The 21,872-nt window shown below is 72.0% G+C and carries 20 protein-coding genes; all 20 read right to left on the reverse strand.

Going from position 1 to position 21,872, the window contains the following annotated elements:
- Positions 1-1,032: a hypothetical protein gene (locus MED01_RS05060; protein ID WP_238667373.1), complete on the reverse strand. Its 1,032-nt coding sequence runs from the start codon at positions 1,030-1,032 to the stop codon at positions 1-3.
- Positions 1,033-1,074: 42 nt separating this feature from the next.
- A complete protein-coding gene (locus MED01_RS05065; RefSeq protein WP_091407730.1) occupies positions 1,075-2,019 on the reverse strand; it encodes an RluA family pseudouridine synthase in 945 nt (314 codons plus the stop codon).
- Positions 2,016-2,633: a signal peptidase II gene (gene lspA / locus MED01_RS05070; protein WP_238667374.1), complete on the reverse strand. Its 618-nt coding sequence runs from the start codon at positions 2,631-2,633 to the stop codon at positions 2,016-2,018. The genes MED01_RS05065 and lspA overlap by 4 nt, the downstream gene beginning before the upstream one ends.
- Before the next feature lie 64 nt (positions 2,634-2,697).
- Entirely contained in the window at positions 2,698-3,117 is a 420-nt protein-coding gene (locus MED01_RS05075) for a TraR/DksA family transcriptional regulator (protein WP_091407724.1), read from the reverse strand.
- A gap of 225 nt (positions 3,118-3,342) precedes the next feature.
- Positions 3,343-4,842 carry a potassium/proton antiporter gene (locus MED01_RS05080; RefSeq protein ID WP_238667375.1) on the reverse strand — a complete coding sequence of 500 codons (1,500 nt, stop codon included), beginning with the start codon at positions 4,840-4,842 and terminating at the stop codon, positions 3,343-3,345.
- Between the two features lie 22 nt (positions 4,843-4,864).
- Positions 4,865-5,170 carry a DUF167 domain-containing protein gene (locus tag MED01_RS05085; protein ID WP_238667376.1) on the reverse strand — a complete coding sequence of 102 codons (306 nt, stop codon included), beginning with the start codon at positions 5,168-5,170 and terminating at the stop codon, positions 4,865-4,867.
- A gap of 10 nt (positions 5,171-5,180) precedes the next feature.
- Positions 5,181-5,954 (reverse strand): hypothetical protein, encoded by a 774-nt coding sequence (locus MED01_RS05090; RefSeq protein WP_238667377.1) that lies wholly within the window; start codon positions 5,952-5,954, stop codon positions 5,181-5,183.
- A gap of 80 nt (positions 5,955-6,034) precedes the next feature.
- Positions 6,035-6,844, reverse strand: coding sequence for a DivIVA domain-containing protein (locus MED01_RS05095; RefSeq protein ID WP_238667378.1), 810 nt, complete (start codon positions 6,842-6,844; stop codon positions 6,035-6,037).
- Positions 6,845-6,888: 44 nt separating this feature from the next.
- Positions 6,889-7,194 carry a YggT family protein gene (locus MED01_RS05100; RefSeq protein ID WP_238667379.1) on the reverse strand — a complete coding sequence of 102 codons (306 nt, stop codon included), beginning with the start codon at positions 7,192-7,194 and terminating at the stop codon, positions 6,889-6,891.
- Positions 7,195-7,224: 30 nt separating this feature from the next.
- Positions 7,225-7,917, reverse strand: coding sequence for a cell division protein SepF (locus tag MED01_RS05105; RefSeq protein ID WP_238667380.1), 693 nt, complete (start codon positions 7,915-7,917; stop codon positions 7,225-7,227).
- Between the two features lie 193 nt (positions 7,918-8,110).
- Positions 8,111-8,854 (reverse strand): YggS family pyridoxal phosphate-dependent enzyme, encoded by a 744-nt coding sequence (locus tag MED01_RS05110; RefSeq protein WP_238667381.1) that lies wholly within the window; start codon positions 8,852-8,854, stop codon positions 8,111-8,113.
- 9 nt (positions 8,855-8,863) lie between these two features.
- Entirely contained in the window at positions 8,864-9,979 is a 1,116-nt protein-coding gene (gene ftsZ, locus MED01_RS05115; RefSeq protein ID WP_091407710.1) for a cell division protein FtsZ, read from the reverse strand.
- Positions 9,980-10,224: 245 nt separating this feature from the next.
- On the reverse strand, positions 10,225-11,043 hold the full coding sequence (locus tag MED01_RS05120) for a cell division protein FtsQ/DivIB (protein ID WP_238667382.1): 819 nt from the start codon (positions 11,041-11,043) through the stop codon (positions 10,225-10,227).
- Positions 11,040-12,605: a UDP-N-acetylmuramate--L-alanine ligase gene (gene murC, locus MED01_RS05125; RefSeq protein ID WP_238667383.1), complete on the reverse strand. Its 1,566-nt coding sequence runs from the start codon at positions 12,603-12,605 to the stop codon at positions 11,040-11,042. The genes MED01_RS05120 and murC overlap by 4 nt, the downstream gene beginning before the upstream one ends.
- Positions 12,602-13,708, reverse strand: coding sequence for an undecaprenyldiphospho-muramoylpentapeptide beta-N-acetylglucosaminyltransferase (murG, locus tag MED01_RS05130; RefSeq protein ID WP_238667384.1), 1,107 nt, complete (start codon positions 13,706-13,708; stop codon positions 12,602-12,604). The genes murC and murG overlap by 4 nt, the downstream gene beginning before the upstream one ends.
- The gene (locus MED01_RS05135) at positions 13,708-15,162 is read right to left on the reverse strand and encodes an FtsW/RodA/SpoVE family cell cycle protein (RefSeq protein ID WP_238667485.1); all 1,455 of its coding nucleotides are present in this window, start codon (positions 15,160-15,162) and stop codon (positions 13,708-13,710) included. Before MED01_RS05135 ends, murG begins: the two co-directional genes overlap by 1 nt.
- Before the next feature lie 366 nt (positions 15,163-15,528).
- Positions 15,529-16,653: a phospho-N-acetylmuramoyl-pentapeptide-transferase gene (gene mraY, locus MED01_RS05140; RefSeq protein WP_030334519.1), complete on the reverse strand. Its 1,125-nt coding sequence runs from the start codon at positions 16,651-16,653 to the stop codon at positions 15,529-15,531.
- On the reverse strand, positions 16,650-18,047 hold the full coding sequence (locus MED01_RS05145; protein ID WP_238667385.1) for a UDP-N-acetylmuramoyl-tripeptide--D-alanyl-D-alanine ligase: 1,398 nt from the start codon (positions 18,045-18,047) through the stop codon (positions 16,650-16,652). Before MED01_RS05145 ends, mraY begins: the two co-directional genes overlap by 4 nt.
- Positions 18,044-19,606 carry a UDP-N-acetylmuramoyl-L-alanyl-D-glutamate--2,6-diaminopimelate ligase gene (locus MED01_RS05150; RefSeq protein ID WP_238667386.1) on the reverse strand — a complete coding sequence of 521 codons (1,563 nt, stop codon included), beginning with the start codon at positions 19,604-19,606 and terminating at the stop codon, positions 18,044-18,046. Before MED01_RS05150 ends, MED01_RS05145 begins: the two co-directional genes overlap by 4 nt.
- 52 nt (positions 19,607-19,658) lie before the next feature.
- Positions 19,659-21,869 (reverse strand): peptidoglycan D,D-transpeptidase FtsI family protein, encoded by a 2,211-nt coding sequence (locus MED01_RS05155; RefSeq protein ID WP_238667387.1) that lies wholly within the window; start codon positions 21,867-21,869, stop codon positions 19,659-19,661.
- Positions 21,870-21,872: the final 3 nt, after the last annotated feature.

The following is a 21,872-nucleotide window of genomic DNA, read 5'->3' on the forward strand; positions in this document are numbered from 1 at the left end:
TCACGACGACGGCGATGGCGGCAACGGCTCGGTGAGGGCGGCGTCCGGCGAGGTGGTGACGCTCGGCGGCGCCGACTCGGCGGGCTCCGGCGTCGACGGTTCGGGTGACGGAATGGTCACGACTGGTGCGGGTTCCGACGATTCGCCCACGGGGGCCGACGGCGCCGGTGCGCTGATCATCGGCGCTGGCGGCTCGGACCGGGTCGGTACGGGGCTCGGCCCGGTGTCGGCCGGCGGGCGCACCACGTCACGCTGCTCGGGCAGGGGCGGCGTGAAGACCGTCCGGTCCAGCCGGTACACCTCGGGGGCCGGGTCGACCGCCCGTACATCCGGCCGGGCCGCGACACCGCGCAGCGCCACCGGCGTCGCGCGAACCACCGCCGCGTAGACGCAGGCGCAGCCGGTGCGGTACGCGACCGCCTCGGCGGCGGCCACCTCGGCGCCACTGGCGTACTGCTCCCGCAACTCCCGCTCGCCCACCCCGTCGCCGTCCACAGCGGCGGCCCTGGCCCGGTAGTCGGCGGCCTCGGTCTCCTTGCGGGCCGCCACCTGGTCCATCCCGGCCACCACGTCGTCCGGCACCCGCAGCGCGGGGATCTTGACGATCTCGGTCTGCCGGCCGGGCAGCGGAACCCGCCCGAAGACCGTCGAGACCCCGACGTCGCCGAGCACCGTCGCCAGCCGCTGCGGAGGCAGGTACGTGTCGAGCGTGACCAGCGCGTACGTCCCGCCCTCCGCGGCCGGGGCGGACGCGGGCAGCGCGGCCAGGTCGGCCGCGGCGGACCGCAGGTAGCCGGGGACGGAGTCGCCGTCGGCAACACCGACCCGGGTCACCTCGCCGACCGTCCGGTCGCCGACCGGAGTGTCGTCGACGGCCCAGACGGCGGTGCCCAACACCGCCGCCGCGGAGAGCACCGCGGCCCAACTGAGCACGCCGGAGCGCGCCGACCGGTCGCCGAGGCGGGCCACGGTCCGGGTCAGCGGCGGCAGCAACCGCTGGTCCAGCTGCCGCAGCAGGTTGCCGGCGCGCACGGGCGGGATCCCCTCTGTGGAACGGTGTCGGGCGGTCGCCGCTCAGTCACGCAGGATCTGAAGCGCACGGTCCAGGTCGTCAGGGTAGTCGCTGACGAACCGGACCTCGTCCCCCGTTCGGGGGTGCAAAAAGCTCAGTTCGCGGGCGTGCAGCCACTGTCGGGCCAGGCCGAGACGGGCCGAGAGGGTGGGATCGGCGCCATAGGTGAGGTCACCCACACAGGGGTGCCGCAGGGTGGAGAAGTGCACCCGGATCTGGTGGGTCCGGCCGGTCTCCAGCCGGACGTCGACCAGGCTCGCCGCCGGGAACGCCTCAAGGGTGTCGTAGTGGGTGATGCTCGGCTTGCCGCCGGACACCACCGCCCAGCGGTAGTCGTGGGTCGGGTGCCTGTCGATCGGCGCGTCGACGGTGCCCCGCAGCGGGTCCAGGTGACCCTGCACCACCGCGTGGTAGCCCTTGTCGACCTCGCGGTACTTGAAGGCCCGCTTCAACGCCGTGTACGCCTGCTCGCTCTTGGCCACCACCATGATCCCGGTGGTGCCCACGTCGAGCCGGTGCACCACGCCCTGGCGTTCGGCGGCGCCGCTGGTGGAGATGCGGTGCCCGATCGCGGCGAGCGCGCCGATCACCGTCGGCCCGGTCCACCCGGGGCTCGGGTGCGCGGCCACCCCGACCGGCTTGTCGACCACGACGATGTCGTCGTCGGCGTAGACGACCCGCAGGCCGGGCACCGCCTGCGGGACCACTGTCGGCGGTGCGACAGGGGCGGGCAGCGTGACGTCCAGCCAGGAGCCGGCCTTGACCTTGTGCGAGTTGGGCCGGGCGGAGCCGTCGACCAGCGCGTCCCCGGCGTCGACCAGGGCCGCGGCGGCGGTGCGGGACAGCCCGAACAGGCGGGACACGGCCTGGTCCAGGCGCATGCCGTCGAGGCCGTCCGGAACCGGAAGGGAACGGTGGTCGCCGCCAGCGGCGAATGCCGAGGTCATGCCCGCTCCCGCTGCTCGGCGCCCGACGCGGCGGCGTCCGTCGTGGCCGGGTCGCCGTCGCGACCCGCCCGCCGGCCGTCACGCTGGCGGCCGGTCAACTCCAACAGGACGGCCAGCAGCACGCCACAGACCAGCGAACTGTCGGCGAGGTTGAACACCGGCCAGACCTGACCGTACGGGTCGAAGAGGCTGATCATGTCGACGACGTGCCCGTGGAACGGGGACGGCGCCCGGAAGATCCGGTCGACGAGGTTGCCCAACGCGCCACCGAGAACCAGGCCGAGCGAGACCGCCCAGGGCAGCGAGCGCAGCCGCAGTGCCATCCAGACGATCCAGCCGACCACACCGATGGTGATCAGTGGGAAGACCCAGGTGTGGTCCGCGCCGATGCTCCAGGCCGCACCGCTGTTGCGGGTCAGGCTCAGGTAGACGAACCCACCGAGCAGCCGGACCGGCTCCCGGTCGGTCAGCGCGGCCAGCGCGAGGTGCTTGGTGACCAGGTCGGCCAGCAGGGCCACCAGGGCGACTCCGGCGAGAATCGCGACTGCCCGGGGCCGGCGGGTGCCGCCGCCCGGATCGGTGCGGCCGGGTTCGGCGGACGGTACTGCGGTCATGCGCTCCCCATCGACAGTCTTGGCGGTGATCGCTCACCGTCTCATCGCCGCCGGGGAACGGACCTCAGCGCCGCTCCTCCAGCTGCTTGCACGTCACACACAGGGTGGCCGACGGGAAGGCGGCGAGGCGCTCGACCGGGATCGGGTTGCCGCACCGCTCGCACCAGCCGTAACCACCCTCGTCGAGGCGCTCCAGAGCGCGCTCCACCTGCGTGATCCGTTCCAGAATGCTGTTGGCGAGAGAGATCTCCTGCTCCCGCTCGAGCGTCTTGGTGCCCGTATCGGCCTGGTCGTCCCCGGCCGAGTCGGTCAGCCGATCGCGCTGCAGCTCGGTGATCTCACTCAGCGTCTGATCGTACTCGGCACGAAGCTCGTCCCGCCGCGCCGCCAGCGCCGCCCGGATCTTCTCGGTCTCCGCCGTGCTACGGGTGGCCTTCGCCACCGGCTTGCGCCCGGCGGTCCTGGTGTCGGATGGCTTCGCCATGGGTCGCTCCCTCGGCCGGGGAACCGCGCGGTCCGCGGCGCCTGGACAGGGGGCGCCGACTAGGGCGTCCCCTATGTACGAAAAGGGGCGCACGGCGACGATGGCCGCGCACTCCGGAGGTTGGCAAGAATACGGAACGTACAGGCGTCCGACAACGTGCCGCACCGTCGCACCGTCTAACAGCCCCTAGCCCTGCCTAACTGGGGCAAAGGGAACGCTAGCAGATCAATTGGGCACCTCATCCCCGTACTCACCAAACCATCGGGCCAGACGACCCCGCCGACTGACCGCCCGCAACCGCCGTTCCGCCGCGTCCCGCACCCCTGCGGTCGCCACGATCAGCAGACTGTCGCCGGTCTTCAACCGGGTGTCCGGTGCGGGCACGAAGCCCACGCCGTCGCGCAGCACAAGGGTCACCGACGCGCCCAACGGAAGGCGCAGCTCGTCGACGTGCACGCCGGCCAGTCGTGAGCCCGGTGGCACCTCCACCTGGAGCAGGTCCGCCCGCATTCGCTCCAGCGGCGCGGTCTCCACGTGGATCTCGGCGGCCTCGGCCGGCGCGGTCACCCGCAACCGGCGGGCGAACGGCCCCAGCGTCCCGGTCTGCACCAGCGTGAAGATCACCACCAGCACGAAGACCACGTCGAAGAGCCGCTCCGCGCCGGGCACCCGCTCGGACAGCGGAATGGTGGCCAGCACGATCGGCACCGCACCGCGCAGCCCGGCCCAGGACAGGAACGCCTGTTCTCGAAGCCCGACCCGGAACGGCACCGCCGAGACAGCCACCGACAGCGGCCGGGCCAGGAGCACCAGAGCCAGCCCGGCGACCACCGCTGGCAGTACCGCCGCGTCCAGCCGGCCCGGCGAGACCAGCAACCCGAGCAGCACGAACAACCCGATCTGGGCGAGCCAGGCCAGCCCGTCCGCGAAACCGAGAATCGCCTGCCGGTGCGACAGGCGGGCATTGCCCAGCAACACCCCTGCCACATAGACGGCGAGGAAGCCCGAGGCGTGCAGAACAGCCCCCGCGGCGTACGCCAGAACTGTGATGCCCACCGCGGCGATCGGGTAGAGCCCGGCCGAGGGCAGCGCGGCCCGGCGCAGCGCCCAGGTGCCGGCGACGCCAGCGGCCACGCCCACCGCCGCACCGACGCCCAGCTCGTAACAGACCAGCGCGACCTCGTACCACCACGGGTGCGCGAAACCCCTGTGGGACAGCAGCACCACCAGCAGCACCACCGGGGCGTCGTTCATCCCCGACTCGGCCTCCAGGGTCGCCACCAGCCGGGGCGGCAACCGCAGCCGGCGCAGAGTGGCGAAGACGGCCGCCGCGTCGGTGGACGAGAGCACAGCGCCGTAGAGCAGCGCCAACCGCCAGTCCAGCCCCAGCAGCAGGTGCACTGCCACGCCGACCACCGCGATGCTGACGATCACGCCGACAGTGGAGAGCGCGGAGGCCAGCCCGAGCACCGGGCGCAACGTGGTCCACCGGGCGGTGAGCCCGCCCTCCGCGATGATCACGATCAGCGCGCAGAAGCCGAGGGTCCGGGTCAGCTCGACGTCGTCGAAACGGATGCCCAACCCGTTCTCGCCGATAGCCACACCGAGAGCCAGGTAGACCAGGAGGCTGGGCACGCCGAGCCTCGTGGAGAGTCGCACCGCGCCGACAGCGACCAGCAGCACTGCCGCACCGAGCAGCAGCGCGATATCCAACCCGGGCGTCACGGCTGCCTTGCCTGGGCTGTCCTCACTCGACGGATCCGTCGCGCAGACGGCGCAGCACCTCGGGCAGCTCCGGGCCCGGCCGGTCGACGAGGAAGAGCTTGTCCCGACTGGCCGCGCCGGCACGCAGTGACACGACGGCAGGTCGGACGCCCAACGCGCCGGCCAACGCCCGGCGGGCGGCCTCGGTGGCCCGGCCGTCGACGGCCGGGTCGTGGACCGCGATCACGAGCGCGGGCCCGTGCGGGCCGTCGAAGCGGCCACCCACCCGGTCCCGCGAGGCGCCGGGCTTCACCCTTACCGCCACGGTGAGCGTGTCCTGTGCGGGCACCGGCGCCGCTTCAGATCGGCCGGGCGTCGGCGAGGAGAGCGGTCGCCGGCGCGCAGTGCGCGCACGGGGTGAAGCCGAGGTCCACGGCCTCGGCGACCGGCAACGTCTCGGGCTGCCAGCCGATCAGGTGGGGGCAGCCGTCCAGGTGGTAACGAGGGCGGCCGTCGACGACCTCGACGGCGTCGAGCAGTCGGGCCACCCGGGCCGCCTCGGCGGCCGTGATCTGCTGGGCGGCCGGCTCGTCGACCGCCGCGACCGCGGGATCGAACACGTCGTCCATCGGCGACGCCGGGCTGACCGGCCGGGCCCGCGCGGGCGCCTCGTCCGCCGAACCCACCAACGGCGACGCGTCATCGACGTGCGACGCGTCGACCGGCGACACCTCATCGACCGGCGACACCTCATCGACCGGCGACACCTCATCGACCGGCGGCGCATGGTCGACCGGCGGCTCGGGTGGTTGCCGCCACCCGGTGCCGCCGGTACCAAACGTCGTGGGCACGTGCTGGACCGGCACCTCCGGCTCGACCAGCGGCGGCCCGTACGCGACACCCGGTGTGGCCTGGCTGGCCGTGCGGGGTGCGTCGGGGTGCCGCCGGTCGGTCCGGCCGGGATCCGCCATGGCGCGGTTGGCGGCTGCCTGGCGGGCGCCCACCACCAACGCCACGGCGGCCAGCAGACTGGCCGCGATGGAGATGACCAACAAGAAGCTGGAGCCACCGGCCAGGCCGAGCACCAGTAGCGCCACCGCGACGAGGATGAGCAGAAGACTTGCGACTATCACGGCTCACCCCCGCCGCGTCGAACCGTCCAGGCCAGGCCGGCGACCGTCACCATTGGCGGACAGCGATCGCCGGCCGGTGCTCAGCGTCCGGCTTCGAGGGCGCCGGAGCGCCCGCCGCCGCCGTACGAACCAGCGAGACCCGCTGCCGCCAGCCCGTTGCCGCCAGCGACCCGGCCGGCTTCGGAGCGGGTCATCTCGGCTTCGAGGCCCTGGCCACGACCGTCGAGGTCACGCAGCTGGCTCTCCAGGTACGCCTTGAGCCGGGTGCGGTACTCGCGCTCGAACTGCTTGAGCTCCTCGATGTGCTTCTGCAGCGCCGTGCGCTTGGCGTCCAGGCCGCCCATGGCCTCCTGGTGCCGCTGGCGGGCGTCCCGCTCAAGGGCGTCAGCCTTGGCGCGCGCCTCCCGGGTCACCTCCTCGGCCTTGCTGCGAGCCTCGGACAGCAGCTGGTCGGCCTCGCGGCGAGCGTCGGACACGTGGTCGTCGGCGGTGCGCTGGGCCATCATCAGCACGCGCAGGGCCTGCTGCTCACCGTCACCGGTGACGCCGCTGGCCGGGCCGCCGGTCGCGCGGACCTGCTCCAGCTCGGCCTGCATCGCGCGGGCAGCCTGCTCGGCCGCCGACTTGTCGCGCTGCACCCGGTCCAGTTGGGCCTTGACATCGTTGAGCTCCGCCGCCAGTCGGGCGTCGCCGCCGGGGCCGGCGGGGGCACCGCCACGGCCGCCGCGCTCCACCTGGGCGCGCAGCTCGTTGTTCTCCTCGATGAGACGGGCGAGCTCGCGCTCGACCTCGTCAAGGAAGGCGTCGACCTCCTCCTCGTCATACCCCCGTTTGCCGATCGGCGGCTTTTTGAAGGCGACGTTGTGGACGTCGGCCGGGGTCAGCGGCATCGAAACTCCTCGGGTCAGTTGCGGCCGCGAAAGCGCGTCGGTCATCAGGCAGATGCCCTGATCGACGGCCCTAACACGAACTCCATCAGCACGAACAGGATAACCAGGAGCACAAGGGAGGCCAGGTCGATGCTCACGGTACCAATTCGCAGCGGAGGGATCACACGCCTCAACGTGTTGAGAGGGGGATCAGTGACGCTCCACACGGATTCCAATCCTGCCGATGCTCCACGCCCCGGTTGCCAGCGACGGCCGTACTGCAGGACGGCGCTCAACACGAACCGGGACAGAAGAAGGAGCAGGAAGACATAAAGGATCAGGTACAACACTTGCAGTAAGATCGACAACACGGTCAGCGACGTCCCTCGGGTCGGGCGGGATCAACTCAGACTGAAAAAGCCGCCCTCAGCGATCTTGGCTTTGTCCTCTGCGGTGACCTGGACGTTAGCCGGTGAGAGCAGGAACACCCGATTGGTCACGCGCTCGATCGTACCGCGCAGGCCGAACGCCAGTCCGGCGGCGAAGTCCACCAGACGGCGGGCATCGGCCTCATCCATCTCGGTGAGATTGATGATCACCGGGACGCCGTCGCGGAAGTGCTCACCGATGGTGCGCGCCTCCCGGTAGGTGGTGGGGTGCAGCGTGGTGATCTGGTAACGCTGCTCCTCCTCGGGCAGAGCCCGCTCGCGCGACGTGACCTGCGGCGCGAGGGCCAGGTTGTCCCGAGTGTGGTAGGTCAGCGCACCGGAGGTCTCGCCCGCCGACGACCGGGTGATCGACCGGACGCTGGACCGCTCGATCCGCTCCGGCCGCTCACCGTCGCCACGCTCGGACTCGCTCAACCGCCCGCTCGACCGCTCGGAGAGTCGACCCCGCCCGCTGTCGCGCGGCCGGGGAGCCGGCGGCTCCTCGGCGTCGTCCTCGTCGTCGTCGGCGAACTCCTCGGCGTACCGGCTCTGCCGGTAACGCGAGTCGCGGTAGCCACCCTTGTCGTAGCCACCGTCGTCGTAGGCCCGCTCGTCGTCTTCTTCGACCAGACCGAGCCAGACCCCCGCCTTGCGCAGTGCACCCATCCCGCGCCCTTCCGTCCGCCGTGCGGCACGCGCCCCCGTGCCATGTCGCCCGTCGCGAGTGGACAACCATGCCCACCGGACCGGAACGGCAATCCCCCCGGCGCGCGATTCGCGTCGCGCGCCACGACCCCCGACTAAGGAGACGCCCGCCCCTGAAACAACACTGATGTAATTTGCATGTCTCGCGGTCAGGCTACCGCAGCGTGGGACGCATTCCGAGCAACGCGCTACCGACGCGGACATGTGTCGCGCCGTAACGGATCGCGATTTCGAAATCTCCGCTCATACCGGCGGACAGCGCGGTGGCTCCCGGATGGACGGCCCGAAACGCGTCGGCGACCTCCGCGAGCCGGGCGAACGCCCGCTCCGGCTCCCACCCCAGCGGAGCGACCGCCATGAGACCGACCAGACGCAACCCCGGCGCGTCGGCCACCGCCTCGGCCACCGGCTCCAGACCGGCGGCCGGATCCGCCGAGCCGGGCAGGGCACCGCCCCGCGCGGCGTCGCCGTCGATGCTCACCTGGACCAAAGCGTCGAGCGGCTCCTGCCGGTCGGCAGTCGCGGTGGCCAACGCCCGGGCCAGCCGGACACTGTCGACGGAGTGCACCACGTCGGCGTAGCGGACCACCGAGCGGGCCTTGTTGCGCTGCAACTGGCCGATGAAGTGCCAGCGGGGACGCACCCCGGCGGCAGCCACCTCGGCGGCCTTGCCGGCCGCCTCCTGGTCGCGGTTCTCCCCCATGTCGGTCACCCCGAGCCCGGCCAGCGCCAACACGTCGCTGGCCGGGTAGGTCTTCGTCACCGCGATCATGGTTACCTCGGCACGATCCCGGCCGGCCTGCGCGCAGGCGTCATCGACCCGGGACCGAACCTGGGCCAGACCGGCCGCGAGTTCGGCGTGCCGATCTGGACGTACCGTGGCTGAGCTGTCGGTCATCGGCGGTGCTCAGGACCCGTTCTTGAGGAAGTCGGGAACGTCCACGTCGTCGAAGAGCACGCGACGCGGCGACTGGGCCGGAGCCGGGTTGGTGGCCGGCGCCGGCGCCGGGGTGCTCTGCGGTGCCGGCTGGTTGGTGTTGGTCTTACGGGTCGGCTCGGCCGCCTTGTACGCGGGCGTGCCACCGTCGAAGCCCGCCGCGATGACAGTCACCCGCACCTCGTCACCGAGAGCGTCGTCGATGACCGCGCCGAAGATGATGTTGGCGTCCGGGTGGGCCGCGTCGGTGACCAGCTGGGCGGCATCATTGATCTCGAACAGGCCCAGGTCGGAGCCGCCGGCGATGGAGAGCAGCACGCCCCGCGCGCCGTCCATGCTCTGCTCCAGCAGCGGGCTGGAGATGGCCGCCTCGGCCGCCTCGACCGCGCGGTTCTCGCCGCGGGCGCTGCCGATGCCCATCAACGCGCTGCCGGCGCCGCTCATCACGCTCTTGACGTCGGCGAAGTCCAGGTTGATCAGACCCGGGGTGGTGATCAGGTCGGTGATGCCCTGCACACCCGAGAGCAGCACCTGGTCGGCCGTGCGGAACGCGTCCATCATGCTGATGTTGCGGTCGCCCAGGGCCAGCAGCCTGTCGTTCGGGATGACGATCAGCGTGTCGCACTGGTTGCGGAGCTCGTCTATCCCCGTCTCGGCCTGCACCTGGCGGCGCTTGCCCTCGAAGGAGAACGGCCGGGTCACCACGCCGATGGTCAGCGCGCCGAGCTTGCGGGCGATGTTGGCCACCACCGGCGCGCCGCCGGTGCCGGTGCCGCCTCCCTCGCCGCAGGTCACGAAGACCATGTCGGCGCCCTTGAGCACCTCCTCGATCTCGTCGCGGTGGTCCTCGGCGGCGTTCTTCCCGACGTCCGGGTTGGCCCCGGCCCCCAGGCCACGGGTCAGCTCCCGACCGACGTCGAGCTTGACGTCGGCGTCGCTCATCAGCAGCGCCTGCGCATCGGTGTTGATCGCGATGAACTCGACGCCCTTGAGCCCAACCTCGATCATCCGGTTGACGGCGTTGACGCCGCCACCCCCGATGCCGACGACCTTGATGACCGCCAGGTAGTTGTGCGGAGGTGTCATCTCCGGTCCTTTCCTTCGAGATTGGCTTCGGCCGACCGGTTACGGCGTGGCCAGACCAGCGGCCGACGACAGCTGTCACCAACGAGGATCAGGGGTGAACCCTAACCCTCTACTAGAGGGTTACAGTTATGTCAACCACTGAAGCTCTTCGAGGCAACGTAAGCGCCACCGCGCTATGAGCCAAGGACCCGGGCGGCGTGTCGCCGCGCGGAGCGCCACGGGTCACGTCCGCGCACGCTCACCGGTCAACGAAAGGTCACCACATCCGGTGCGCTCACGTCGATCCGGTCGGTGTCCTCGTCGAGCAGCGCGGTGGCCACCCGAGCCTTGTCAGTACCCCGGGTCGCGTCGCCCCAGACCACCGTCCGCTCGCCGCGCAGCCGCAGGCTGATCCGGGCCAGCCCCGCCACGTTCACGTCCACAAGCTCGGCGCGCAGCTGGGGCGTCAGCGCGACGAGCACCTCCAGCCCGGCCCGGGTGCCCGGGTCGTCGGCGGCCGGCCGGGCCACCGTCACCTGTGGCAGGTCGGCGGGGCGTCGCTCCACAGTCCGAAACGCCACGCCGCTCCGGTCGATGAGGGCGAACGCCTCGCCCTGCGGCACCACAGCCACCGCGGTCCGCTCGGTCACCCGCACCACCAGCGCGCCGGGCCAGTCCCGGGAGACAGTGGCCCGCTCCACCGCCGGCAGCGCGCCGACCCGACGGGCGGCGGCGGTCAGGTCCACCCGGGCCAACGGCACGCCGTCCGGCACCCCGACCGCGTCGTGCACCTGCACCGGGGTGACCAGGTCGGCACCCTCCACGCGCACCTCCCGCACACCGAACAGCCCGGTACCGAGCACCGTCCAGGCGACCAGCCCGGCCAGAGCGAGCACCCCGGCGGTCACCGCCCACGGCAGCGCCGCACGCATGCGACGCTGCCGGGCACGGGCCATGAACCGGCGGGTCGAGGGCGGTACCGCGTCGCGGCCCGCCCGGACCAACTGCCACCGCCGGGCCGGACCGCGGCGCGGGGCGCCGCCGTCGGCGGCGCTGGTCCGCCCTCGGGCCGGGCCGGGACTCATCCGGCCGTGGGCGCCGAGCCGCCGGGCACGGCGGTGCCACCGAGAGCCGCGCCGTCGCCGCCGGCCGTCGCCCCACCCGGCACCGGATCACCGATCGCCGGGGTGGTGGCCACCGGGTCGACGGTCGCGGTCGGTGCCGAGCCGGCCGTACGCTCACCCAGGGCGGCCAGCAGCTCGTCGCCCATCAGCGAGATCGGTGGGGCGCCCATGGTGACCACCACGTCCCCGGAGCGGGCGCGGCGGGCCACCTCGATCGGGGCCTGCTCCCACGACTCCACGAAGACCTTGCGGTCGGCGGGCAGATCCACAGCCGCGATCAGCGCCGCCGAACCCTCGCCGGGCTGACGCAACTCACCGGGCCCGAAGACCTCCAGGAGCACCACCTCGTCGGCGATGGCCAGCGCCTCGGCGATCTCCGCCTGGTTGTCGCGGGTGCGGTACAGCCGGTACGGCTGGAAGACGACGATCAGCCGGCCGTCCCCGGCGACCTCGCGCAACGTCTGCATGGCCAGTTTCATCGAGGTCGGGTGGTAGGCGTACTCGTCGTAGATCAGCACACCGTCCGCGACACCCTTGCGCTCGAAGCGCCGCCGCACCCCGGGGAAGACCGCCAGCGCGGCCTCCGCCGCCTCCAGCGGCAGTTCCAGCAGGTACGCGGCCAGCACCGCGGCGGCGCTGTTCAGCCCCATGTGCCGCCCCGGCACCGGCAGCCGGAACTCGCCCAGTGACCGGCCGTCGATCGCGGCCAGGTAGCGCACCCCACGCGCGGAGGAGACCATCTCGGTCAACCGCAGGTCGGCGTCGACGGCCTCGCCGTAGGTGAAGACCCGTCGCCCCGCGGACCGCAGGCTCTCGGCCAACCGCCGGCCGCCCGGGTCGTCGGCGCAGGTGATGATGAACCCGTCCGGGTCGGTGAGGCGGGCGAACTCCACGAACGCCGCCTCCAGCGTCGCGTAGTCGCCGTAGGTGTTGAGGTGGTCCGCCTCGACGTTCGTGATGATCGAGACGTACGGGCGGTAGATGAGGAACGAGCGGTCGCTCTCGTCCGCCTCGACAACGAAGTGCTCGCCGGTGCCGTGGTGGGCGCCCGAACCGACCTCGGAGATCTCTCCACCGATCACGAAGGACGGGTCCACTCCGGCCTGCTGGAGCACCATCGTCACCATCGAGGTGGTGGTCGTCTTGCCGTGCGTGCCGGCGACTGCCACCGCCCGACGGCCGGTCATCGCCGCGGCGAGAGCCTCCGAGCGGTGCAGCACCCGCAGCCCGCGCCGACGCGCCTCGACCAACTCCAGGTGGTCCTGGGGAATTGCCGACGAGTAGACGACGGTGTCCACGCCGTCGAGGTTGCTCACCTCGTGGCTGAGGTGGATGGTGCCGCCGAGCGCCCGCAGGCCGGCCAGCGAGGGCCACTCCCGCAGGTCGCTGCCGGAGACCCGGATACCACGGGTGAGCAGCAGCCGGGCCACGCCGAGCATGCCCACCCCACCCACCCCGATCAGGTGGACGGCGCCCAGGTCCTCAGCGGTGAGCGTGCCGGCCGGGGTGAACTGCGCGGTCATCGGGCCACCGCCGCCAGCACGAAGGAACGCAGCGCCTCGTCGCCGTCGCGCCGGCCGTACGACCCGGCGGCGGCACCCATGTTGTAGAGCCGCTGCGGGTCACGGATGAGGGGGATGACAGTGCGCTCCAGCCAGTCCGGGGTGAGCTCCCCGTCGTCGACCAGCAGTCCACCGCCGGCCTCCACCACTGGCAGCGCGTTGCGCCGCTGCTCCTGGTTGCTGTGCGGGTACGGGACGTAGATCGTGGGCAACCCGATAGCGGCCACCTCGGCGACGGTCATCGCCCCGCCCCGGGCCAGCATCAGGTCGGCGGCGGCGTAGCCCAGCTCCATCTCGGACAGGTACGGCAGCGTCACGTACGGCACCGGCAGGTCGGTGGGGATCGGCACCGGCTCGTTGCGGGCGCCCATCACGTGCAGCACCTGCACGCCGTTGCGGGCCAGCTCCTTGGCCGCCCCGGAGACCGCCAGGTTGATCGAGCGGGCGCCGGACGAGCCGCCGGACACGAAGAGCACCGGCAGGTCCGGGCGGAGCCCGAAGTGGGCGCGGGCGGCGTTACGCAGCGCGTACCGGTCGAGACCGGCGATGCTGCGGCGCAGCGGCACACCGACGACTGTGGCGTCCCGCAGCGACTCGGCCTGGCTCGGCTGGTTCGGGAAGCCGACGGCAACGTTCTTGGTGAACTTCATGCCCAGCTTGTTGGCCACGCCCGGTGGCACGTTCACCTCGTGGATCACCATGGGCAGTTCGCGGCGCCACGCGGCCAGGTAGGCCGGCACCGAGACGTACCCGCCGAAGCCGACGACCACGTCGGCGCGCACCTCGTCGATCACCTTGCCCGCGGCGCGCGCCGCGGTCCACATCCGGCCCGGTGTGCGGACCAGGTTCATGTTGACCGACCGGGGCAGCTGGTACGCCGGGATCTGCCGCAGGTCGTAGCCCTGCGGCGGGATCAGGTCGTTCTCCATGCCCCGTGGTGTGCCGAGGCAGGTGATCCGGACGCCCGGGTCGTGTCGGCGAAGGCAGTCGGCGAAGGCGAGCAGCGGGTAGACGTGCCCCCCGGTGCCACCTCCCGCGAGCACCACCGAACGCAGCGGACCCATCAGCGTCTCCTCTCGCTCGCCGTACCACCGCGGCTCCGGTCCTGTCGGACCCCGCGCGGCGCGGCCTGATCGTCATGGCGCCGCTCGCGGGACCGGGGTACGGACCCTCGGCCAGCGGGCGGCGTCGCCGGTCGGCGACGCCGGCCGGGAAGCGGCGGCAACGGGGCCCAGAGTAGTCGGACCCACCGGGCCGGCGGACGGGCATGCAGTGCTCTGGCCGCATCGGGTTCGGCGCGGGCGAAGGACGCCAGCATGCCGATGCCGGCCAACGTCACCACCAGGGCACTTCCGCCGTCGGAGATGAACGGCAGCGGCAGACCGGTGATCGGCAGCAGCCCCACCACCCCACCGATGTTGATCACGGCCTGGCTGACCAGCCAGGTGGTCACGGCGGTGGCGGCGAGCCGACGGAACGGGTCGTCGACCCGCCGGGCGATCCGAAAACCGGTGTACGCGAGGACCGCGAAGAGGCTGAGCACCACGACGCACCCGATCACGCCCAGCTCCTCGGCGATGATCGCGAAGATGAAGTCGTTGTGCGCCTCGGGGAGCCAGTCCCACTTCAGACTGCCCTTACCCAGCCCGACACCGAACCAGCCGCCGTGCTCGATGGCCAGCCGCCCCTGGTAGAACTGCAGACAGCCGTCAAGTTTGCAGGTCTCCGGGTCCGGTGGATTGAAGAACATGTCCAGCCGGGCGAAGCGGTAGTTGTCCTCGCCGCGCTCGCCGGAACCGGCGCCCAGTGAGGCCACCGCTACCAGCAGGCCGATCCCGACCAGCCCGGCCGCCGCCAGGGCGCCGAAGACCCTTATCCGCACCCCGGCGGCCCAGAGCAGACCCACGATCAGGGCCAGCAGGCAGAGCATCGTGCCGGTGTCGTTGTAGCCGACCAGGACGAAGAGCAGGCCGACCACCGGGAAGAGCGGGGTGGCCAGTTCGCGCCACCACCCGAGCGCGGCGCCCTTGCGGGCGACGATGTGCGCACCCCAGAGCACCATCGCGAACTTGGCCAGCTCGGATGGCTGAAGCTGGATCCCGCCGACGAAGAGCCAGTTGAGCCGCGCCTCGATCGGGCCGATCTGCCCTGTCTTCTGGTTCGTCAGCCGGGCGTAGGCGACCAGCAGGTTGAGCACCACCAGCAGGACGACCGAGGTGAAGAGCAGCGGGCGGCCCAGCGACCGGTAGGTGCTGGCCGGCAGGCGCTGGCAGACCCAGAACGCGCCGATGCCGATCACCGCGAAGATGGCCTGCTTGGTCACCGAGGCCGAGGCGTTGCCGTCCTCGGCGTAGTCCTTCACGCTGGTCGCCGAGAAGACCATCGTCAGCCCGATCAGCAGCAGCAGGCCGGAACAGGACAGCAGCAGGTAGTAGGAGGTCAGCGGCCGGTCCAGCAGGCCGCGCAGCGCGGCGAGCCCGCCGGCCGCGTCGATACCGCGCAGCGGTGCGGTCGCCACGGCCTCCGGCTCGCGGCCCGTCGGCCCGGCCTCCCGCGCCGGCGGCCCGGGTTCGCGGGCCCCCGCGCCGGGCTCCGGGCCGCGCGCCCCGCCGGCCGACGGCGTACGCGTCGCGCTCGGCGACCGTCGCGGCCGTCCGACAGTCCCATCCTCGGTGCCGATTTCCTCCCCCACCCCGACATCATCACCGCTGACGGGCCCCCGCGCCCCACAACGCCCCACCGGGCGTGTCGAACCCTCCCCACCCCCGCCGCCGACACGCGTCGATCTTGCACTTTGGGTGGCGACCAAACGCCCATAAGTGGACGTTGCGCCAACCGAAAGTGCAAGATCGACGGGGCGAGGGGGCGGGGGGCGAGGCGGGGATCAGGTCATGTTGGCGAGGAACTCGCTGTAGAACAGGCCCAGGGCGATGGCCACGCCGATGCCGGCGATGATCCAGAAGCGCACCACGATGTTGACCTCGCTCCAGCCCGCCAACTCGAAGTGGTGCTGGAGCGGAGACATTCGGAACACCCGTTTACCGGTGGTCTTGAAGGAGATGATCTGGATCACCACGGACATCGTGATGATCACGAAGAGCCCGCCGATGATCGGCAGCAGCAGGATGGTGCGGGTGGACATCGCCATGCCGGCGATCAGACCGCCCAGCCCCAACGCACCGGTGTCGCCCATGAAGATCCGCGCCGGGGAGGTGTTCCACCAGAGGAAGCCCACACAGGCACCGGCCGCAGCCCCGGCGATCAGCGCGATCTCCAATGGGTCGCGGACCTCGTAGCAGTACGGCTGGGTGTAGTTCGGGTCGGCGCACCAGTGCCGGTACTGCCAGAACGCGATCAGCGCGTACGCGGCGAGCACCATCACCGACGCGCCGGTGGCCAGACCGTCCAGACCGTCGGTGAGGTTGACGCCGTTCGTCGCGGCCATCACCACGAAGATGAAGATGATCACCGCGCCGACCTTGCTGACCTCCAGGAAGTCGATGTCCCGGATGAAGCTCAGCGTGGTGCTGCCCACCGTCTCGGTGTTGGTCGCCAGGCCCGAACCGTTTGTCATCGTGCTCGGGAACCACAGCGCGATCACCCCGAAGACCGCACCGACCAGGATCTGCCCGAGCAACTTGCCGCGCTTGTTCAGCCCGGCGCTGTTGCGCTTGCGCACCTTCAGGAAGTCGTCGAGGAAACCCACAGCACCGGAGAAGACCATCAGGCCCAGCAGCACCAGCGCGGTGATGGTCGGCTCCACCTGGGCGATCTGCTGGTCCGGCAGGGTGGTCAGGGCGAGGTGCCCGGCCACGTACGCGATCACGGTGGCCAGGATGAAGACCACGCCACCCATGGTGGGCGTGCCCTTCTTGCCCTGGTGCATGGCGGGGCCGTCGGACCGGATCGGCTGACCGGCCTTGAGCCGGGTGAAGACCTTGATCGCGATCGGGGTGCAGAAGAGCGAGACGAGGAACGCCACCCCGATGGCGACGATGACCGCCCTCATCGGGTCGACTCCCCACCGGCGTCGGCGCGCAGGGCGTCGGCCACCTCCCAGGTCCGGTACCGGGAGCCCTTGACCAGGACGACGTCACCCGGTCGTAGCTCGCTCCGCAGCACCTCGACGGCCGCCGCCTGATCGGTGAGCAGCACCGACTCTCCTCCCCAGTTTGCTACAGCTGTCGCGCCTTCGTGGATCGGCGCGGCCGGCTCGCCCACCACGAGCAGCCGGTCGACACCCAGCTCGGCCGCGAGTTGGCCGACCTCGGCGTGGCCGTCGTACTCGAACGGGCCCAGCTCGGCCATGTAACCAAGCACCGCGACGGTACGCCGCCCCTGGCCCATGCTGGCGAGCGCCCGCACCGCGACCGCCATCGAGGCCGGGTTGGCGTTGTACGAGTCGTCGATCACTGTCACCCCGTCGGGGCGGTCGAAGACGTCCATCCGTCGGGTCGAGACCAGCCCCAGCTCGCCGAGGGCCGTGGCCAGCTCGGCCAGCGGCATGCCCAGCTCCCGGGCGACCGCCGCCGCCGCGAGGGTGTTCCCGACCTGGTGGCGGCCGGCCAGCCGGAGCCGCACCGGGGCGCGACCCTCCGGGGTGACCAGTGTGTACGACGGGTGACCCCGCTCGTCGAGCGTGACGTCCTCGGCGCGCACGTCGGCGTCGGGCGCCTCGCCGTAGCGGACCACCCGGGCCTGTGTGCGGCCCGCCATCGCGTCCACCCGGGGGTCGTCGGCGTTCAGCACGGCCAGCCCGTCCGGCGGCAGCGCCTCGACCAGCTCGCCCTTGGCCAGGGCGATGGCGTCCTGCGAGCCGAACTCGCCGATGTGCGACGTGCCGACGTTGAGCACCACGGAGATCCGGGGCGGCACCAGCTCGCACAGGTACCGCACGTGCCCGACCCCGCGCGCGCCCTTCTCCATCACCAGGTAGCGGGTGTCCGAGTCAGCCCTCAGTGCGGTGTACGGGTGCCCCAGCTCGTTGTTGAACGAGCCGGGTGGTGCCACAGTGGCCCCGAGCCGGGCGGTGAGCTGACCGATCAGGTCCTTCGTGGTGGTCTTGCCGGACGAGCCGGTCACACCGATCACGGTCAGCCCGGTCAGCCGGTCCACCGCCGCGCGGGCCAGTCGGCCCATCGCGGTCAGGGCGTCGTCGACAAGCACCATCGGCACCCCGGGCACCTCTCGGCTGCCGAGCACCGCCACCGCGCCGGCCTGGATCGCCGTCGCCGCGTAGTCGTGCCCGTCGACCTTCTCCCCCGGGAAGGCCACGAAGAGCGAACCGGGCCCCACCTTGCGCGAGTCGAACTCCACCGACCCGGTGACTGTGGTTGCCGGGTCGGCGGCCACCAGCCGCCCGTCGACCGCCGCGGCCACCTCGGCCAGGCTCAGCGTGATCACCGCTGACCCGCCAGGTCCCCGAAGCGGGCTCGCAACGCCTCGGCCAACTCGATGCTGTCGTCGAACGGAAGCACCTGACCCGCCACCTCCTGGCCGCGCTCATGGCCCTTGCCGAGCAGCGCGATCACGTCGCCCGGCTCGGCCAGCCGCACCGCCTCGTCGATCGCTGCGCGGCGGCCCGCCACCTCGATGATCCGAGCGGCAGTGCCGGCCCGGTACGCCCCGGCCAGCACCTCGGCGCGAATCTCCCCCGGATCCTCGGTGCGCGGGTTGTCGTCGGTCACCAGCACCACGTCGGCTCCCTCCGCCGCGGCGGCGCCCATCACCGGCCGCTTGCCCCGGTCCCGGTCCCCACCGGCGCCGATCACACAGATCAGTCGGCCGGCGCTCAGCTCGCGCAGCGCGGCGAGCGCGGCCACTATCGCGTCCGACTTGTGGGCGTAGTCGACCACCCCGCGCACCGGCGCGGCCACGTCGACCAGTTCCAGCCGGCCCGGGACGCCCCCGCAGGCAGCCACACCGGTCGCCGCGGTCACCGGGTCCACCCCGGCACCGACCAGTGCGGCGATGGCCAGCAGCGCGTTGGCCACGTTGTGCCGGCCGGGCAGCGCGACACCGGCGGACACCGTCACGCCGTTCGGGCCGTGCGCGGTGAACCGCTGCGCGTACCCCTCGCCGCCCACACCGTCGGCCCACCAGGTCGCGTCCTGCTCACCGGCCGCCGAGTAGGTGACAGTGGTCGGCTTGAGCAGCGGCGTCAACGCCGGGTCGTCGTGGTTGAGCACCTCGACCGCGCAGCGCCCGTCGAAGAGCTGGGCCTTCGCGGCGAAGTAGTCGTCGCTGTCGGCGTGGAAGTCGAGGTGGTCGGAGCCGAAGTTGGTGTAACCGCCGACGGCGAACCGCACACCGCCCACCCGGCCCATGGCCAGCGCGTGGCTGGAGACCTCCATGACCACTGCGGTGACCCCACGCTCGCGGGCGGTGGCCAACATGGCGTGCAGGTCGGTCGCCTCGGGGGTGGTGCGGACACTGTCGATCACCAGATCACCGAGCCGGGTCTCCACCGTCCCGACCAGCCCGGTGGTGTGCCCGGCGGCCCGCAGCCCCGACTCGATCAGGTACGCGGTGGACGTCTTACCCGCGGTGCCGGTCACTCCGATCACCGTGAGATCGGCTGTCGGATCGCCGTAGACGGCCGAGGCCAGCTCGCCGAGCACGGCGCGCGGGTCGGGCACCACCAGGGCGGGCAGACCGGTTCCCGCCGCCAACTCCGCACCGGCCCTGTCGGTCAGCAGCGCCACGGCACCCGCCTCGACGGCGCCGGCGGCGAACTCCGCGCCGTGCCGACGGGCACCGGGAAGCGCCGCGTACAGGTCGCCGGGGCGAACCTCCTGGCTGGCATGGGTGACCCCGGTGACGACCACCGCGGCGGCGTCCGCCGGAAGGTCGACGGCGAGCCGGACGGCGAGATCACCGAGCCGGACTCCGGTCACGGTACGTGGACGTGGATTGCCGGGCACGGCGTCAGACCCTACCCGGTCGTCCGGTTCCGGCCGCACAGCCGCCCCGGTGGTTCGTCGGCACTCACCGATGATGTCCCGCCATTGCTGCTCAGCGCGGATAGACCACGAACTTGGGCGCGGATCCGCCGGTTGAGGGCGGCACCCGGTAGTGACGCAGAGTGAACTGCATCATGTCCCGGAACGCCGGATTGGCGATCGCCGCGCCTCCGCCGTTGGGCGCGTAGACGAAGACGGCGATCACGTAGCGCGGGTTCTCGGCGGGGGCCATCCCGATGAACGAGGACACCTCACCGGGCTGCTTCTTGCCGTTCACCAGCCGCCACCCGGTGCCGGTCTTGCCGGCGACCCGGTAACCGGGGACCGCGGCGGTCAGGCCGGTGGCGTGGTCGACGGTGGTGACCGCCTCCAGCATGGTGCGCAGGGCCGCGGCGTTCTGCGGGCTGAGCACCGACCGGGTCACCGGGGCCGCCGCGGGGGTGCGCTTGCCGTCCGGCCCGATCACCTCCTTGACCAGGTGCGGCTGCACGTACGTGCCGTTGTTGGCGATGGCGGCGTACGCGGCGGCCATCTGCAACGGGGTGGCGTCGACGCTGTGCCCGATGGGCACCGACCCCTGCGACGATTCGCTCCACTCGTCGGCCGGCAGCAGTCGCCCGCTGGCCTCCCCGGGCATCCCCTCGCCGGTGGGCTTGCCCAGCCCGAATCGCTTCTGGTAGTCGATCAGCCGGTCCGGCCCGAGTTTGTCGGCGATCGTGATCGTGCCGACGTTCGACGAGTAGGCGAGCATTCCCGGCACGCTCATCCGTTTGCCGTCGGCGGGGTGCGTGTCGGAGAACCAGGTGTCGCCCTTCTTGATGCTGTTGGCGATGGGCAGCGTGGTGTCCGGGGTGATCACCCCTTCCTGCAACGCCGCGCCGTAGGTGATGGCCTTGTGCACCGAGCCCGGGTCGACGACGAAGCTGGTCGCGGCGTCCTCCCGGGCGACCGGGTCGCTGGGCGTCGGCTTCGCCGCGTTGTAGGTGGGGTTGCTGGCCTGGGCCAGTACCGCGCCGGAGGGAATCTCGATGATCACGGCCGCGCCGGTGCCACCCGGCGCCTGGGCCATTCCGGCGCTGAGGATCTGCTGCGTCCGGAACTGCAGGTCGCCGTTGATGGTGAGGGCGAGCGAGCTGCCCGGCTTGGCGACAGTGGTCCGGCTGTAACCGCCCGGGATCGGTGCGTCGAGGTCGCCGAGGCCGGCCTCGTACACCCGCTTTCCGTCCTGACCGGCGAGCACGTCGTCGTAGCGGGCCTCCAGCCCTTCCAGCCCGTCCATGTCCTGGCTGGTGAAGCCGAGCAGGTTGGCCGCCAGGTCACCGCCGGGCACCTCGCGGCGCTCGTCGCGGTGCACGCCGACACCGGGCAGCTCCAGCGCCTGCACCCGCTTGGCGGTCGGGATCTCCACGCCCCGGGCGAGGTAGGCGAACGTGGAGTCCTTGCCGTTCTCCAACTTGCGGGGCTTCATCAACTCCATGAGCTTCGACACCGGAATGCCGAGCAGCGGGGAGAGCGCCTTGGCGATGCCGGGCGGGTCCTCCACCTTGGTCGGATCGGCGAACACGTACCGTGCCTCGACACTGCGGGCCAGCGGCGCGCCGGTGCTGTCGTAGATAGCACCCCGTGGCGCCGGCAGCTCGACGATGCGGAGACGGTCGGCGGTGCCGCCCCCGGCGTACGCCGGAGCGTCGACTGCCTGGAGGAAGATCAGCCGGATCCCGATGACAGCGAACAGGGTCAGCGCGAGCACGGTGCCCAGCCGCAGCCGCAGCCGCGAGTCGGCAAGCTTCGGTGGGCGTCGTGGCTTGCGGATCGGCCGCCGGGCCACCGGTCGGTCGGTGCGCCGCGGCGCGCGGGGCGTGGTCCGGCGACGCGGCGGCGGCTCGTCGCCGGCCAGGCCACGGGGGGTACGCGACGCGACGGTGCGCACCACCTGACCGCGTCCGGCGGCCGGAGCGTCGCGCCGGCCGGCCCGGGCGGCGGCCCGGCCCCCGTCGAGCACCTGCAACGCCGGCCGGAAAGGGTCACCGGACCGGGTGCTGCTTCGCGGTGTACGCCGTTGCTCCGCACCCTGCCCGCGCGCCGGAGTGGCGCGTTCCTCGCGGACCGTCCGACCCCTCGGGGTGTACGCCCGGGCGCCGGAGATGCCCCCGACGCCTGGGTCGCCGGTGCGGGGCTCGCCGTCGGCGGGTCGAGGGTCACGTGCAGAACCGCGCCGGGACCCCGTAGGGTCCCGGCGCGGCTCGTCCGACCTTGGTGGCACCGG

Source organism: Micromonospora alfalfae (genome assembly GCF_022230925.1).
Lineage (GTDB): Bacteria > Actinomycetota > Actinomycetes > Mycobacteriales > Micromonosporaceae > Micromonospora > Micromonospora alfalfae.